This window comes from Aminobacter sp. UC22_36 (assembly GCF_044056035.1).
Taxonomy (GTDB): domain Bacteria; phylum Pseudomonadota; class Alphaproteobacteria; order Rhizobiales; family Rhizobiaceae; genus Aminobacter.
Map to the genome: position 1 here is coordinate 1,603,421 of NZ_CP171996.1, position 14,285 is coordinate 1,617,705.

15 protein-coding genes and 1 pseudogene are annotated in these 14,285 nt (G+C 63.2%); 10 read left to right on the forward strand and 6 right to left on the reverse strand.

Annotated elements, in window-relative coordinates; translation table 11 throughout:
• Positions 1 to 3 precede the first annotated feature (3 nt).
• Complete coding sequence (locus tag ACHMW7_RS11000; RefSeq protein ID WP_395451310.1) at positions 4 to 1,725, forward strand: DUF882 domain-containing protein; 1,722 nt, start codon at positions 4 to 6, stop codon at positions 1,723 to 1,725.
• A gap of 109 nt (positions 1,726 to 1,834) precedes the next feature.
• Here ACHMW7_RS11000 and ACHMW7_RS11005 read toward each other — a convergent pair whose 3' ends face one another.
• Together ACHMW7_RS11005 and ACHMW7_RS11010 are read right to left on the reverse strand one after the other, a co-directional pair.
• On the reverse strand, positions 1,835 to 2,476 hold the full coding sequence (locus ACHMW7_RS11005) for a 2-dehydro-3-deoxy-phosphogluconate aldolase (protein WP_395450274.1): 642 nt from the start codon (positions 2,474 to 2,476) through the stop codon (positions 1,835 to 1,837).
• Positions 2,477 to 2,611: 135 nt separating this feature from the next.
• Entirely contained in the window at positions 2,612 to 3,490 is an 879-nt protein-coding gene (locus tag ACHMW7_RS11010; protein ID WP_395450275.1) for an N-acetylmuramidase domain-containing protein, read from the reverse strand.
• Between the two features lie 174 nt (positions 3,491 to 3,664).
• Here ACHMW7_RS11010 and ACHMW7_RS11015 point away from each other — a divergent pair, with 174 nt between their 5' ends.
• The 5 genes from ACHMW7_RS11015 (at position 3,665) to ACHMW7_RS11035 (ending at position 8,150) form a co-directional block, all read left to right on the forward strand.
• Positions 3,665 to 4,591, forward strand: coding sequence for a rhodanese-related sulfurtransferase (locus tag ACHMW7_RS11015; RefSeq protein ID WP_395450276.1), 927 nt, complete (start codon positions 3,665 to 3,667; stop codon positions 4,589 to 4,591).
• 103 nt (positions 4,592 to 4,694) lie between these two features.
• A complete protein-coding gene (locus ACHMW7_RS11020; protein WP_395450277.1) occupies positions 4,695 to 5,444 on the forward strand; it encodes a tellurite resistance TerB family protein in 750 nt (249 codons plus the stop codon).
• A 325-nt stretch (positions 5,445 to 5,769) separates the two neighbouring features.
• Complete coding sequence (locus tag ACHMW7_RS11025) at positions 5,770 to 6,525, forward strand: SDR family oxidoreductase (protein ID WP_395450278.1); 756 nt, start codon at positions 5,770 to 5,772, stop codon at positions 6,523 to 6,525.
• 111 nt (positions 6,526 to 6,636) lie between these two features.
• Positions 6,637 to 7,455, forward strand: a complete 819-nt coding sequence (locus ACHMW7_RS11030; RefSeq protein ID WP_395450279.1) for a sterol desaturase family protein — start codon at positions 6,637 to 6,639, stop codon at positions 7,453 to 7,455.
• Positions 7,456 to 7,472: 17 nt separating this feature from the next.
• Positions 7,473 to 8,150 carry a methyltransferase family protein gene (locus tag ACHMW7_RS11035; protein ID WP_395450280.1) on the forward strand — a complete coding sequence of 226 codons (678 nt, stop codon included), beginning with the start codon at positions 7,473 to 7,475 and terminating at the stop codon, positions 8,148 to 8,150.
• 16 nt (positions 8,151 to 8,166) lie between these two features.
• Here ACHMW7_RS11035 and ACHMW7_RS11040 read toward each other — a convergent pair whose 3' ends face one another.
• A complete protein-coding gene (locus tag ACHMW7_RS11040; RefSeq protein ID WP_395450281.1) occupies positions 8,167 to 9,354 on the reverse strand; it encodes a pyridoxal phosphate-dependent aminotransferase in 1,188 nt (395 codons plus the stop codon).
• 59 nt (positions 9,355 to 9,413) lie between these two features.
• On the opposite strand from ACHMW7_RS11040, the pseudogene ACHMW7_RS11045 reads away from it, so the two are divergent.
• A pseudogene (locus ACHMW7_RS11045) lies at positions 9,414 to 10,122 on the forward strand (GNAT family N-acetyltransferase).
• A 153-nt stretch (positions 10,123 to 10,275) separates the two neighbouring features.
• Positions 10,276 to 10,482: a hypothetical protein gene (locus ACHMW7_RS11050; RefSeq protein WP_395450282.1), complete on the forward strand. Its 207-nt coding sequence runs from the start codon at positions 10,276 to 10,278 to the stop codon at positions 10,480 to 10,482.
• A gap of 10 nt (positions 10,483 to 10,492) precedes the next feature.
• Here ACHMW7_RS11050 and ACHMW7_RS11055 read toward each other — a convergent pair whose 3' ends face one another.
• Positions 10,493 to 11,923 carry an ATP-binding protein gene (locus tag ACHMW7_RS11055; RefSeq protein ID WP_395450283.1) on the reverse strand — a complete coding sequence of 477 codons (1,431 nt, stop codon included), beginning with the start codon at positions 11,921 to 11,923 and terminating at the stop codon, positions 10,493 to 10,495.
• Positions 11,920 to 12,636, reverse strand: coding sequence for a response regulator (locus ACHMW7_RS11060; protein WP_395450284.1), 717 nt, complete (start codon positions 12,634 to 12,636; stop codon positions 11,920 to 11,922). The genes ACHMW7_RS11055 and ACHMW7_RS11060 overlap by 4 nt, the downstream gene beginning before the upstream one ends.
• A gap of 235 nt (positions 12,637 to 12,871) precedes the next feature.
• Here ACHMW7_RS11060 and ACHMW7_RS11065 point away from each other — a divergent pair, with 235 nt between their 5' ends.
• Positions 12,872 to 13,141 (forward strand): hypothetical protein, encoded by a 270-nt coding sequence (locus tag ACHMW7_RS11065; protein ID WP_395450285.1) that lies wholly within the window; start codon positions 12,872 to 12,874, stop codon positions 13,139 to 13,141.
• Positions 13,142 to 13,196: 55 nt separating this feature from the next.
• Positions 13,197 to 13,454 carry a hypothetical protein gene (locus tag ACHMW7_RS11070; RefSeq protein WP_395450286.1) on the forward strand — a complete coding sequence of 86 codons (258 nt, stop codon included), beginning with the start codon at positions 13,197 to 13,199 and terminating at the stop codon, positions 13,452 to 13,454.
• Positions 13,455 to 13,675: 221 nt separating this feature from the next.
• On the opposite strand, the gene ACHMW7_RS11075 is transcribed toward ACHMW7_RS11070, so the two are convergent.
• Positions 13,676 to 14,146, reverse strand: coding sequence for a nucleoside deaminase (locus ACHMW7_RS11075; RefSeq protein ID WP_395450287.1), 471 nt, complete (start codon positions 14,144 to 14,146; stop codon positions 13,676 to 13,678).
• Positions 14,147 to 14,285 lie beyond the last annotated feature (139 nt).

A 14,285-nucleotide genomic window follows, 5' to 3' on the forward strand; every position in this document is an offset into this window, starting at 1 on the left:
GCGATGCTGGCCTTTGGTTTCCTGACAGCTTCCCAGGCAACTGCCTCCGCCGAGACGCGGACACTCAAGCTTTATTACACCCACACGGGCGAAAGAGCCGAGATCACGTTCAAGCGCAACGGCAGGTACGACGCCGCCGGGCTCAAGAAACTCAACCAATTCCTGCGCGACTGGCGCCGCAACGAGCCGACCAAGATGGATCCGCGTCTGTTCGACGTGGTCTGGGAGGCTTATCGCTCCGCTGGTGCTCGCGACTACATCCACGTTGTGTCTGCCTATCGTTCGCCGGCGACCAATTCGCTGCTGCGCAGCCGTTCGAGCGGCGTTGCCGAAAAGAGCCAGCACATGCTCGGCAAGGCGATGGACTTCTTCATTCCCGGCGTGCCGCTCAAGAAACTGCGGGACGCGGGCCTGCGCGTGCAGGCCGGCGGCGTCGGCTATTATCCACGCTCGGGTTCGCCCTTCGTCCACATGGACGTCGGCAATGTGCGGCACTGGCCGCGCATGAGCCGCAGCGAACTCGTCGCCGTGTTCCCATCCGGCAAGACGTTGCATGTGCCGAGCGACGGCAAGCCATTGCCTGGTTTCGAGCAGGCGCTCGCCTCCTATCAGTCGCGCAAAAAGAGCGGTGACCTCGTGCTCGCCAGTGCACCTGCCAAGCGCAGCGGTGGCCTGTTTGCCGCGCTGTTTGGCGGCGGCGGTGCCGACGACGAAGAAGATAGCGGTGAAATCGCCGTTGCAGCCGTCGCGCCCAAGCGTGCGCCGACCAAGGCTATCGCCGAGGCGCCGGCCGCCAAGTCGCTGCCCGGCATCCAGATCGTAGCGCCTGAGAATGCCCAGCGTGCCGAGCTGCCGCAGGTCGCCGACGAGGCGCCCGCAGAGCAGGCGCCTGAAACCATCATCGCTGCCCTTCCGGCGCGCAGCGTGCCGCTGCCTGGCATGGCCCCGCGGCCGCAGGCCGAAGTTGGTTTGGCGGCCGCCGAAACCGTGCCGTTCGGCGCGGCTTCTGCACCGCTGGCCGAAGGTGCGCAGCCCACTGCCGTCGAGCAGCAGATCGCCGCCAATGTGCCGCTGCCGACCTGGCGTCCGAACTACAATCCGCCGGCCGAGCTCAAGCCCGAGAACCAGAGCGTACTGATGGCGCTGGCCGCGACGGACGATGCGCCGGCGACCGCCAGCGACGCCACGGCGCCGCTGCCGTCGGCCCGCCCGCAGGATATGACTGTCGAAGCCGCCCTGGCTGCTGCGAACGACATTCCGGCCGAAGACGAGTCTGCCCAGGACGTGCTCGAAGTTGCAGCACTTGCACCGGAACCGGCACCCCGTTCCGTTTTCGATCAGCCTGAGACGGTTGCTACAGCCACGCCCAAGAATGCGATCGCGACCGCCTCGGTCGGCATCGATCCTGCTGCGGCCATCGGTGGCAACGTCAAGACCACGCGCAAGTCGGCACGGCCGGTCGCTCAGGAAGCCAAGCCGGAGCCCAAGGCTGTCGTTGTCGCCGCCGCACCCGACGCTGCCCGCTGGGCGCTGCGCAGCGGCGAGCAGGTGACCACCGTCACGACCAACACCAAGGCGCCGGGCTTTGCTTACAACCTGGTCCGCACCGCGCCGAAGGAGGTCTATACGGCCGGCTTCCAGCAGGGCAATCAGGCCGCCGATGCCCACCGCTTCTCGGGCAGCGCCGTCAAGTTCCTGTCGGTGGCGCGCTTCGCGACGAACTGATCGACGAACCGAACGACAAAAAGCCGCGCTGGCAACCAGCGCGGCTTTTTGCTTTTGGAAGCATGCCGTGGGGGCCGACCTTCTGCCACAGGGGAGAAGGAAGGGTTCCTCAGCTCTTGCGCAGCTTGTTCGCCTCGGCGGCTAGCGCCTCGATGCCGGCCCAGTCGCCCGATTTGACCATGTCGTCGGGCGCGACCCACGAGCCACCAACACACACGACATTCGGCAGGCTGAGATAGTCCATCGCGTTCTTGGCGGAGATGCCGCCGGTGGGGCAGAATTTCACGCCGGCGATCGGCGAAGCCAGTGCCTTGAGGAAGGGCGCGCCGCCGGCCTGCTCGGCCGGGAAGAATTTCAGGAAGTCGAGGCCGGCTTCAAGTGCGGCCATGATCTCGCCCGGCGTGATGGTGCCCGGCAGCAGCGGCACATCGCTGCCGGCGGCATGGGCGGCCAACTCGCGTGTCAGGCCGGGACTGACGATGAACTTGGAGCCGGCGCCAACGGCTTCGTCGAAGTGACGCGCGTTCAGGATGGTGCCGGCACCGACGATGCAGTCCTCGACCTCGGCGGCGACGCGGCGGATGCATTCCAGCGCCTCGTCGGTCCGCAGCGTGATTTCGATTGCCCTGAGGCCGCCACGTGCCAGCGCACGGGCCAGCGGCACGGCATCGGCCGCACGCTCGATCTTCAGCACCGGAATGACTGGCTGGCCATCGAGCAGCGCAAGGAGTTTTTGGGTTTTGCTGGTCATGGCATTCCGCTCCACTTCAATTTTCAACCGATTTAACAGACCAGGCTTTCTGAGTCCACGAACCCGGCAGCGACATGCTGTCGTGCAGACCGTTCCAGCCAGGAACCAGAACGGATCGCCCGCGCCCGCATGGGGTCAGGCGCTCCAGGATCTACCGAAAAGCCCGGCGAGCCAAGCTTTCAGGGTTGACCACAGATCGTCGCCGCCAGGCCGCAACGCTTTGCTGATGGCAGCCTGGGTATGCTCGCCGGCGATGCCATCAGTGGCAAGGCCGTGATCGGTCTGGAATTTCTTGACCGCGGCAGCGGTGCCGGGTCCAAAGATGCCGTCGGTGTCGACCGAATAGCCCAATGCGACGAGCGCTTCCTGAAGCTCGGTGACAGGCTCGCCGCGCGAGCCAACCGTCATCGTGCGGTCGCCGGGGGCAGGGCCGGCGATCTGCCTGTTGTAGGCTTCCGCCAGCTTGAGGTGGTAGCCGTTCTTGCGGAAACCGGGTCCGTTGTAGCCGTGCCCGACGGATTCCCAGTCGTGCCCGTTGAGCGCTTTGGCAAGGTCGGCCTTTTCCATATAGCGCGCCATCAGCCGCGCCTGTCCGGCGGCCCCGGAACGGGCCTCGCTCACGAGCGCGTCGACATTGTCGAAACCGAGCCACTGCCAATGCGCGCCCATGACCTGGCCGAGGCCCCAGGATGTCGATTCATAGGCGGCCTGGTGATCGATCTCAGCGGCCTGTTCGAGCATCTGCCAGCGTGCCGCCTGAGCGCGTGGGTTGGCGACCGTACCCGCTGTTGGCGCGGCCAGACCGGCGGCACGTGCCTTGTCCTGCTTGGCGCCGGAAAGCCTGCGGTCGAAATAATGACCCTCGAAGCGGATCAGCGGCTCGTTGCGGCCGTCGACCTTGGCGAACACCTGCCCAGCACTTTCGATCTCGGCAATGGCGAGCAGCGCTGCCGGTTCGAGCCCGAACTCTGTGGCCGCCTTTTCGATTTCGGCTGCCGTTTGTTTGCTGAACATGCGCGACATTCTCCATTTCGCAGCGGCCATTGTCGCCCCGTTTCGGCAGGCGAGGAAAAAGCGAGCCACGAAGTAGTTGGGTACGAGGCGAGGCCCGAATCAGGAACTGCCTGTAATCATTCCATTTTCAGCTCCACGTTGAAAAAAATGAGGCGAAGCGCTAGTGGCTCCGCCATGAATCGTTCCACACCAGCCCCCCTCTGTGTCGCCGCCCTCTACCGCTTCTGCCGGCTCGAGGCGTTCGAGGCCTTGCGCGCACCGCTTGCCGCCTTCTGCTGCGGCCGCGGCATCAAGGGTACGCTGCTGCTCGCCCGCGAGGGCATCAACGGCACCGTTGCCGGCACCGAACAGGCGATCGGCGAACTGATTGCCCATCTCGAAGCCATGCCGGAGTTCACAGGGATCGAGGTCAAGTACAGCGCTGCCGAAGAGATGCCGTTCCACCGCATGAAGGTGCGCCTCAAAAGCGAAATCGTCACCATGGGTATCGACGGCATCGATCCGCTCGCCAGCGTCGGCGCCTATGTCGAGGCGAACGACTGGAATGCACTGATCTCCGACCCCGACACCATCGTTGTCGACACCCGCAACGACTATGAAGTGTCGATTGGCACGTTCTCCGGCGCGGTTGACCCGCAGACCAAGAGCTTCCGCGAGTTCCCGGCCTGGGTCGAAAAACACCGCAGCGAGCTCGAAGGCCGCAAGGTGGCGATGTTCTGCACCGGCGGCATTCGCTGCGAAAAGGCGACTGCCTATGTGAAGTCGCTCGGCATCGACGACGTCTTCCACCTCAAGGGCGGCATCCTCAAATATCTCGAAGAAGTGCCGGCTGAGGAAAGCCTGTGGCAGGGCGAGTGCTTTGTCTTCGACGAACGTGTGTCGGTGTCGCACGGCCTTGCCGTGGGCGACGCCGAGCTGTGCCGCGCCTGCCGGCATCCACTGATGCCCGAGGAGCTTTTGTCGCCCAAGTTCGAGGCTGGCGTTTCCTGTCCGCATTGCCATGACGCCCGCTCCGACGAGGACCGTGCCCGCTATGCCGAACGCAACCGCCAAGTAGAGCTGGCAGAAAAGCGCGGCTCTGGGCCCCATATCGGCAGTTGACCTCTCTGTATCCGGCCGGCCTCGCCAAATTGGCTGATGTCATTGTAATGTCTTGATCGTCCGCCTACCTCACGGCGACCGACATTCCTAACCGGAGGCATCCATGTTCGACCCCAAGAAGCTGCTCGACGATCTCCTCGGCTCCAAGATCCCAGGTACCGGCTCCACCGTGCGCGACAAGGCCGGGCAGGCGACGCAACTCGCCAAGGACAATCCGCTCGCTGCCGGCGCGCTGGTTGCCGTGCTGCTTGGCACCGGTGCCGGCCGTCAGGTCGCCGGCACGGCACTGAAGGTCGGTGGCCTCGCCGCCATCGGTGGCCTCGCCTACAAGGCCTACCAGAACTACAAGGCCGGCAATGCCCCTGAGCAGACTGCGGCTGCCCCCAACGCCGAGCCGCAGCTTCTGCCGCCGCCGGCCGACAACTCTTTCCATCCCTCGCAGGCGCCCCAGGGCGAGACCGAGTTCGCACTGACGCTGATCCGCGCGATGATTGCCGCCGCCAAGGCCGATGGCCATATCGACGACGAAGAACGCAAGAAGATCGGCGACCGGCTCAGCCTGTCGGGCATCGGCTCTGATGCCGAGCAGTTCCTGATGGAAGAACTCAATTCGCCGCTCGATCTCGACTCGATCGTCGCGGCCGCCCAGACCGAAGCGCAGAAGGTCGAGCTCTACACCGCCTCGCGCCTGGCGATCGATCCCGACACCCGCGCCGAGCGCGGTTATCTCGACCTGCTCGCCGGTCGGCTTCAGCTGCCGGACGCACTTATCGATCATGTCGAGGCGACTGTGTCGAGTGTCAAGGTTCCGGTCGAGGCGTCCGCCGCGCCGTCGGTCAATCCGCGCTGGTAAAAGCTTGCGGGGAGGTGGCCTGGAAGCGTCTAAAAGGCGGCTTTTCGCGTTAAGGATTTGTTAACCGCCCAAGCGCATCATTTTCTTACTCGGATCGGCTCTCCTCCTCCCAAGCACGGTTCGATCAAAAACTGGGCGGTCGCCAATGACCGCCCTTTTTGTGTGTCTCCCCCTTGTGTGTCTTCCCTCGCAGCTTCCGGGAACTAAAGCCGGGCCGGCTTTACTGCCCTATTTCGATTCCGATTTGAGCAGCCATGCACTAGACTGCCGACGCTACCAATGATCTGCCGCCGGCGATTGGTCATGCGCAGGGAGAAGCTTCATCATGGCAAGCAACAGGGTCGCGGTGGTCACCGGCGCCGGCAAGGGCATCGGCAAGGCGGTGGCGACCGCATTGCTCCAGGACGGTTGGAACACGGTGTTCTGCGGCCGCGGCAAGCATTCGCTGGATGAGGCGATCCGCGACGCGGGCAGGACCGACGCCAGCGCGCTGGCCATCGTCTGCGACGTGACCAAGCCCGATCAGGTCGACGATATGTTCGAGACCATCACCGAGGCGTTCGGCCGGGTCGACCTGCTCTTCAACAATGCCGGCATGGGCTACAAGGCGTCCACCATCGACGAGATCCCGGTCGAGGCCTGGAACGATGTCGTTTCGGTCAATCTCACCGGCACGTTCCTGTGTTCGCGAGCCGCCTTTGCCGCCATGCGCAGGCAGGATCCGATGGGCGGCCGCATCATCAACAATGGCTCGGTCTCGGCGCATGCGCCACGCCCGGGCTCCGTGCCCTACACCGCCACCAAGCACGCCATCACCGGCCTGACCAAGACGCTAGCGCTTGACGGTCGACCCTTCGACATCGCCTGCGGCCAGATCGACATCGGCAATGCACTGACCGAGATGGCCGTGCCGATGACCGTCGGGGTCCAGCAGGCCGACGGCTCGATTTCAGCTGAAGCCGTGATGGATGTCGCGCGCGTCGCCGAGGCCGTTGTCTACATGGCCGGCCTGCCGCTCGACGCCAATGTGCTGTTCATGACGGTCATGGCGACCAAGATGCCTTATGTCGGGCGCGGGTGAGACCGAGACAATCTCGCAATTGTCCCTGCCGGTAGCAAACAGCCGTTAACCCACAAGTAGTACACAACGATGCTTACGCGTCGAGGTGGCCTCTGGAAGGCGGGTTTTGGCATGCAATTGAGCGATTTGATCGATCTGAAGGCGCTTCTCATCGTCGCCCTCATTTTCATCCCGCTTGAGCAACTGCTTCCGCATCATCACGAGCAGAAGACGTTGCGCCGCCATTGGCTCAACGATGCCTTCTACCTCCTGTTCAATGGCATTCTGATCAAGATGGGCCTGCTGGCCCTGGTGGGCACATTGATGGTCGGCATCGGCATGTTCATGCCTGAGCGCGTGGGGGCCGCCATTCGCAGCCAGCCTGTCTGGCTGCAGGCCATCGAGGTGATCGTTCTCGCTGACGTCGGCTTCTACCTCGCCCATCGCGCCTTCCACGCCGTGCCGTTCCTGTGGCGGTTTCACGCCGTGCATCACAGCATCGAGGAAATGGACTGGCTTGCCGCCCACCGGGTCCATCCGGTCGACCAGATACTGACCAAATCCGCATCCTACCTGCCGATTTTCGCACTCGGCTTTTCGCCCGCTGCCATCGCTGTCTATGTGGTGATCTACCAGTGGCAGTCGGTGCTGATCCATTCGAATACGCGCATCGGCTTTGGCCCGTTCAAGTGGATTTTCGCGTCGCCGAAGTTCCATCACTGGCACCATGCCAATGAGCGCCAGGCCTATGACAAGAATTTCGCCGCCCAGTTGCCGTTCCTCGATGCGATTGGCGGCACGCTGTATATGCCCGACCGCATGCCTGCGAAGTATGGCACCGACGATCCTGTTCCCAACGTCTATCACGAGCAACTAACTTACCCGTTCACGGCCACAAAGCCGCTCGACGGTGCCGGCCTGCCTTCTGCAATCGGGGAAAGCCAGAAATGACCAGTCGCCTGGAAGACTTGGCCGGCAAGGGCCTGATGATTGCGACATTCCTCTATCTGGCGATCATGCAGGCGGGGTCCATCGCCGCAACGGTCCAGTTGCGGGACCAGATCGACCTCTGGCAGTTCGTGCTCGCATCGCGCGTATCGGGTCTGATCTTCCTGGCGCTGGTGGTGTTCCTCACCGTGGTCCGGCATGCACCGAAGAACGTGTCATCAGGCATCGAACCACGCCTGACTGCCATTGCCGGCACGTTCTGCCTGATGTTTCTCGTCGTCTTGCCGACTGGCACCCCCGGGACCGGCTTGCGGGTTTTCGCCGCGTGCCTGATGGTTGCAGGCACGGTCTTGTCGATCTGGTGCGTGATCTATCTTGGCCGGTCGTTTTCGATCATGGCCGCGGCCCGACAACTGGTGATCCAGGGACCCTACGCAATTGTCCGGCATCCGCTTTATGCTGCTGAAGCTGTCACTACGCTTGGGGCCGTGATCGCCGGCTGGTCGATCTGGTCAGCTCTGCTCTTCGTTTTGTGGTGCGCATTGCAGTATCGGCGCATGCTCAACGAGGAGCAAATCCTTCGCGCGACGTTCCACGAATACGACGACTACGCCCGCCACGTCCCGATGATTATCCCGACGCTGACGCCTTACCGGCCGGGCATGGCGGTATCGACCAGCACCTCGCCGGCCGAATAGCACGTTCGCGGGCGTATCAGGTCTTTGCCAGGAACGCCTCGATGCGTTCCAGGGCACGCAGGATGTTCTCTTCCGAGTTGGCGTAGGACAGCCTGATGTAGCCTTCGCCGAGAATGCCGAAATCCGGTCCGCCGATCAGGGCGACGCCGGCTTCCTCCAGCAGGGCCGAGGCCAACTTCTTCGCCTTCCAGCCGGTCTGGGTGATGTTCGGGAAGGCATAGAAGGCGCCCTTGGGCGTGATGCAGGAAACACCAGGGATCGCGTTCAACCCTTCGACGACGATCCTGCGCCTGTTGTCGAAGGCGCGCATCATCTTGTCGACGTCGTCCTGGGGGCCGTCAATGGCGGCGATGCCGGCAAACTGGCTCGGCGCGTTGACACAGGACCAGCAATTGACTGCGAGCTTGCGCACCTTGTCGTAAAGCTGGCCGGTTTCCGCTGCGTTCGGCCAGATCGACCAGCCCATGCGCCAGCCGGTCATCGCCCAGGTCTTGGACCAGCCATTGAGGATGATCAGCCGGTCGCGGATTTCCGGAAAGGTCAGCAGCGAGGTGTGGCTTTCGCCGTCATAGGTCATGACGTCGTAGATCTCGTCCGACATGATGGCGACATGCGGATGGGCTTCGAGCCCCTTGACCAGCTTGGCGATCTCGACGCGCGGCGTTACCCCGCCAGTGGGGTTGGCTGGCGAATTGAGGATCAGGAGGCGTGTCCTTGGCGTGATCAGCGACAGCGTCTCTTCTGCCGAAAAGGCAAAGCCGTTGGCTTCGCGCATCGGCACCGGCACCGGCGTTGCCCCGGTGAACTCGATCATCGAGCGGTAGATCGGAAAACCCGGGTCTGGATAGAGGATCTCGGCGCCAGGTTCGCCGAACATCAGGATCGCGGCGAACATCGTCGGCTTGCCGCCCGGCATGATCATGATGTTTTCCGGCGAGACCTCGACGCCGGTTGTCGCAAGCGTGCGCCGCACCACCGCCTCGCGCGTCGCCAGCAGGCCGTTGGCCGGGGTGTAGCCGTGGTGGCCGTCGCGCAGTGCCTTGATGGCGGCGTCGACGATATGTTCAGGCGTACGGAAGTCGGGTTGGCCGATGCCCAGATTGACGATATCGCGCCCCTCGTGGAGCAGGGCCGTGGCGCGTGCCAATACGGCGAAGGCATTTTCTTCGCCGAGGCGATCGAAGGCGGCAATCGTGTGGAGCATTCCGGCTATCCGTCTGGTTCTGTCGCGGGTATGAGATTTTTGCGAGACTAGAGGCGACCATGTCAAACGAATTGGAGACGTCCTTGTCCGAGAACCTGCAGGGCTGGCAGCCGCGGCCGCGCCCCGAGCGCATCAACCTCGACGGACGCTATGTCCGGCTCGAACCGCTCGACGTGGCAAAGCACGGCGAACGCCTGTACGAAATGGCGACCGCGCAGGATGCCGAAGGCCGGTTTCGCTGGCTGTTCGACAACAAGCCGCAGACCCGCGCCGACTTCCAGCCCTGGCTCGACAAATCGGCGGCGAGCGAAGATCCGCTGTTTTTCGTTGTCATCGACAAGGCGACTGGCAAGATGGCCGGGCGCCAGACCTTGATGCGTATCGACCCGAATTTCGGCGTCATCGAGATCGGCAACATCTACTGGAGCGACATCGTCTCGCGCAAACCGGCGGCGACCGAGGCGCAGTTCCTGTTTGCACGCTACATCTTCGAACTCGGCTATCGCCGCTACGAGTGGAAGTGCAACAACCGCAACGATCCCCTCCAAGCGCGCGGCCGAGCGCTTCGGCTTCAAGTTCGAGGGCATCTTCCGCCAGCACATGGTGACCAAGGGCGAGAACCGCGACACGGCCTGGTACTCGATCATTGACAAGGAGTGGCCGGCGCTAGAGCAGGCCTATGAGGCCTGGCTCGATCCGTCCAATTTCGATGCGGCAGGCCAGCAGAAGCGCAAGCTTGAGGATTTCCGCGCCGAATTTGGTGCCTAGGCCAACGGGCTGATGGCTGCTACGGGCGCCGGTTGGATCGCGCATGCGACAAAGGAACCGGCGCTGGTGCGTTGGCTGATGCGCCAACGAACGCTATGAAGCACAGCTGCACCGGGCACCGTCCGGACGCAACCGCAATCTGGGGCCTCGCCGATGGACACCAAGACCCGCCATGCCGCCGTCGCTGCCGCATGGATCATGATCATCTTCGGCGTGGCGGCGTTCTTCCTGCCGAAGGTCATGCTGGCCGTCGGCAATTATTCGACTGTCGCTGCCGGCGTTGTCGCGGTGCTTTTCGTGCTCGCCTTCTTCGGCGTGTTCTGGCTGCGCGGACGCAACCAGCGCAGGAACGGCAACTGACCTGATTTGGCTATTTGGCCACAGCGGCTTTCGTCGTTTCGGCCAGCGGTATCTTAAGCTCGGCACGCAAACCGCCGCCGCTGCGGTTCTTGAGCGTAACGTCGCCGCCAAAGCGGCGGGCAATGTTGCGGGCGATCGTCAGCCCTAGGCCAAAGCCGCCGGTCTGCCGGTTGCGCGAACCTTCGATGCGGATAAACGGCCGGAAGATCGTTTCCATCTTTGCCTCGGGAATTCCCGGCCCGGAATCGTCGATGGCGAGCAGCAGGTATCCGTCGTTCTGCGACAAGGCCAGGCGGGCCTTGCCGCCATACTTCACCGCATTGTCGACGAGATTGGTCACGCATCGGCGCAGCGCGATCGCCTGGCCATGGCAGACCAGGTCGCGGGCATGATGGCGGGCGCCGTCGAAGACGACGTGCGGATTGCCGTCGGCGATCGAATCGACAAGCGACCAGAAGTCGATCCTTTCCGAGGCCTCGTCCTTGGCCTCGTAGGTGGCGAAGTCGAGCACCGAAGCCGAGATCGCCTCGATGTCGGCTAGGTTGTGCATCAGCGCAGTACGCAGCGGCGAATTGCGCAGCAGTTCGAGACGCAGGCGAATGCGCGTCAGCGGTGTCCTGAGGTCGTGCGCCAGGGCGGCGGCGAGCAGTTCGCGGTCTTCGACATACTCCCGCAAGCGCGCCTGCATGGTGTTTACCGCCCTTGCTGCGGATTTGTATTCGCTGCTGCCGCGTTCATCCAAAGGCGGACTTTTCAGGTCTTCGCCGATGCGCCGGACGGCACTTTCGAGCGCGCGATATGGTGCTGTCAGCCGGCGCAGCGACCAGATCGAAAGCGCCACCACCAGGGCTGCGACCGAACCGTAGAGCGGCAAGCTATCGCTGTTGAGAACGGGACTGGGCGGTGTCGCCTGCATGGTGAAGTTGAGCCACTGGCCGTCCTTGAACTCGATCGATGCCACGAGCGTGTCGCTGTTGGTGATGTCGGATGACAGGTCGAGCAGCTCGCGTTCGACGCTGCCCACGCTCTGGTCGGGTTCCGCCGAATTCTGGCTCGGCCTTGCCTTTGGCATTTCGCGGCGCACCCGGGCTTCCTGAACGCCGTATTTCGACAGACGGCCGACGATGATGTCTTCGAGTTCGGCCATCTCGTCATCTGCCGGAATGACCGAGCTTACGGCAGGTACGTCAGAGGTGGTCAGCACATGCGGCGCCACCGACAGGCCGGCGGCGATGCGGGTGCGGTCAAACGGCTGTTCCGCATACATCAGCTTCGCCAGCGACAGCGCCCGGTCGTTGAGGCGAAACAGGTCGAGGATGTTGTTGGAGGCGACGCGCTCGCGCGAGACGATGGAGAGCGTCGAGACCTGAATGGAAAGCAGCCCGGCGATGACGATCAACAGCACCCAGGCCGGCAGCGACCGTGGCAGGAGCCATCTCATTCGGCAACAACCTCTGGCACGAACTGATAGCCGCCGCCGCGCACCGTCAGCACCAGCTTCGGCGCGCGCGGATTGTCCTCCATCTTGCGGCGCAGACGACTCACCAGGATATCGACGCTGCGGTCATAGCTGTAGTCGCCGTTCTGGTTGGACAGTTCGACGAGCTGCTCGCGGCTCAGCACGCGCTGGGCGCTGCGCGCCAGCGTGTGCAGCAGGTTGAACTCGGCGGTCGTCAGCTCGACCCTGATATCGTCCGGCCTAAGCAGCTTGCGGCGGGCGACATCGAGCGTCCAGCCGGCAAATTTGTAGACCTGCGGCACCGGCCGGTGCGCCGTTCCGGCAGCGCTCGGCCGGCGCAACACGGCGCGCGCCCGGGCCAGCAGCTCGCGCGGGTCGAAGGGTTTGGGCACGTAGTCGTCGGCGCCCATCTCCAGCCCAACGACGCGGTCGATGGTCTCGGTGACCGCCGTCAGCATGATGATCGGAATCCTGGAGTGCGTGCGCAGGTCGCGGCAGATGTCGAGACCGCTTTTGCCGGGCAGCATGACGTCGAGGATGATCAGGTCGACAGGGGCGCGGCGCAGGGCTGCCTGCATCTCGTCGTCGTCGCGCGCGCCCGAAACGCGCATGCCGTGCTTGACGAAGAATTCCTGGAGCAGGTCGCGGATTTCCTTGTCGTCGTCGACGATCAGGACATGGGCATCGGTTTTCACTTTTTTCGCACCTCGGGTCGCTTCGAAGGGGATCGGCGCGGACCTTGGCGAAATGAGGTCAAACTAAGGTTTTGACCAGAAAACACGAGAACTTGAGCGCCTGAGGCGGCAGTTACAATCCAGAAACAAAACACTGCAAACCGGAAAGAAACCCGACAAGTCGGTCCGCGATAACAACCGTGCTGCTTCAACCACGGGTGCTGGAACCGATATGCGAAAGTTAGTGACCAGTTCGATGATCGTCCTGCTCGCTGCTTTTTCAATTGGCGCAGCCAGTACCCAGCCGCAGGCGAAGGGAACAGTTACGAGGATCGATCGCTGCAACAGGCTGCAGCAGCAATTCACCGACGAGATCACTGAACACGCCGAGGCGAAACGGGCCGCCGAAGCGAAAGCTCTTCAGAAAAAGGCGATGAAATTCTGTGCCGGCAACCAGCAGGCCCAGGGCATCCGCGCCTATGCGACAGCATTGAAGATGCTTGGAGTGCAACCGATCGAACCCTGATCGGCGAGCTCAAACAAGGCCCCTCAACAATGCACTTGTGCAAAGGAAACTGATCATGAACGTCAACAAGACCCTGCTGACCGCTCTCGGAATGACCGTCGCCATGGCCTTCTCGGCCCCGGTCCTGACCGCCAGCGCCGCCAATGCCGCCGGTTACACGGCAGCACCCGCCGCAGCCGCGACGACGACGACCAAGGCGGCCACTCCGCTGGTGAAGAAGGTCGCGAGCAAGAAGCCGGTGCATCACAAGAAGGTCAAGAAGCACAAGAAGCACTCTGCTGCGCCCGTCACGACCAAGAAGACCACGATGTAAGCACTCAACGCCACGCAGGACGTGGTTCAACCAACTCCGCCCTGGCAGCCGCAACTCCAGGGCGGATTTCTTTTGCGCGCAGCCAAGATAGCAGGTCGGCGTCGTTGCAGGCCCGAGTGGCGTGGCCGCGAGCCCGTCTGGTGGCCAGACTAGTGGGATGAATGTGTCGGCTGAGGCCGAATGGATCTGGAAGCAATTGTCTCGGACCGCATGGCCCTCAGTTACCAGAAATCCTTGTGGTCGTTGACGATCTCTTCTTCGAGTTCAGGGAACGGACCACGGATCGCTACATGGCGCCGTCCAGCGGCGAACACTTGCTGACAGCTCAGATCGAGGGTCAGATTTTCCGGGTTGTCTCCGGTCAGCTCGGCCAGCCGCTTTTCGCTCAGGCCGTAGACCACGGTGCCGATGCCAGCCCAGTAACAGGCTCCGGCGCACATGCAGCACGGCTCGACCGAGGTCACCAGCGTGCATCGCTCGAGAAAGGCCGGGTCGTATTGCTGCGCGGCCGCGCGGGCCACGTTTGCCTCTGCGTGGCCAATGCCGCGATCGCGTGCGTAGGTGTTACCAGAGGAAAGAAGCACGTCGCCCTCCGGCCCGACCAGAAGCGCCCCGAAGGGATGATTGCCACTGGCACGGCTCTCGGTGGCGATCGCCACGGCAAGACGCAGATAATCGGTATCGTTCCTCATGGCCGGCTCCTTGGGAGGCCCATTCGCAAGCACGCGCGTAAAGGCCGTTGGCCCGGCTTCTATATTCCTGGAGCGCTTGCGAGCTGTCTAGTCATGGGCATCAAGTTCATGACTAGACAGCGTGGCACCTGAACGCGGT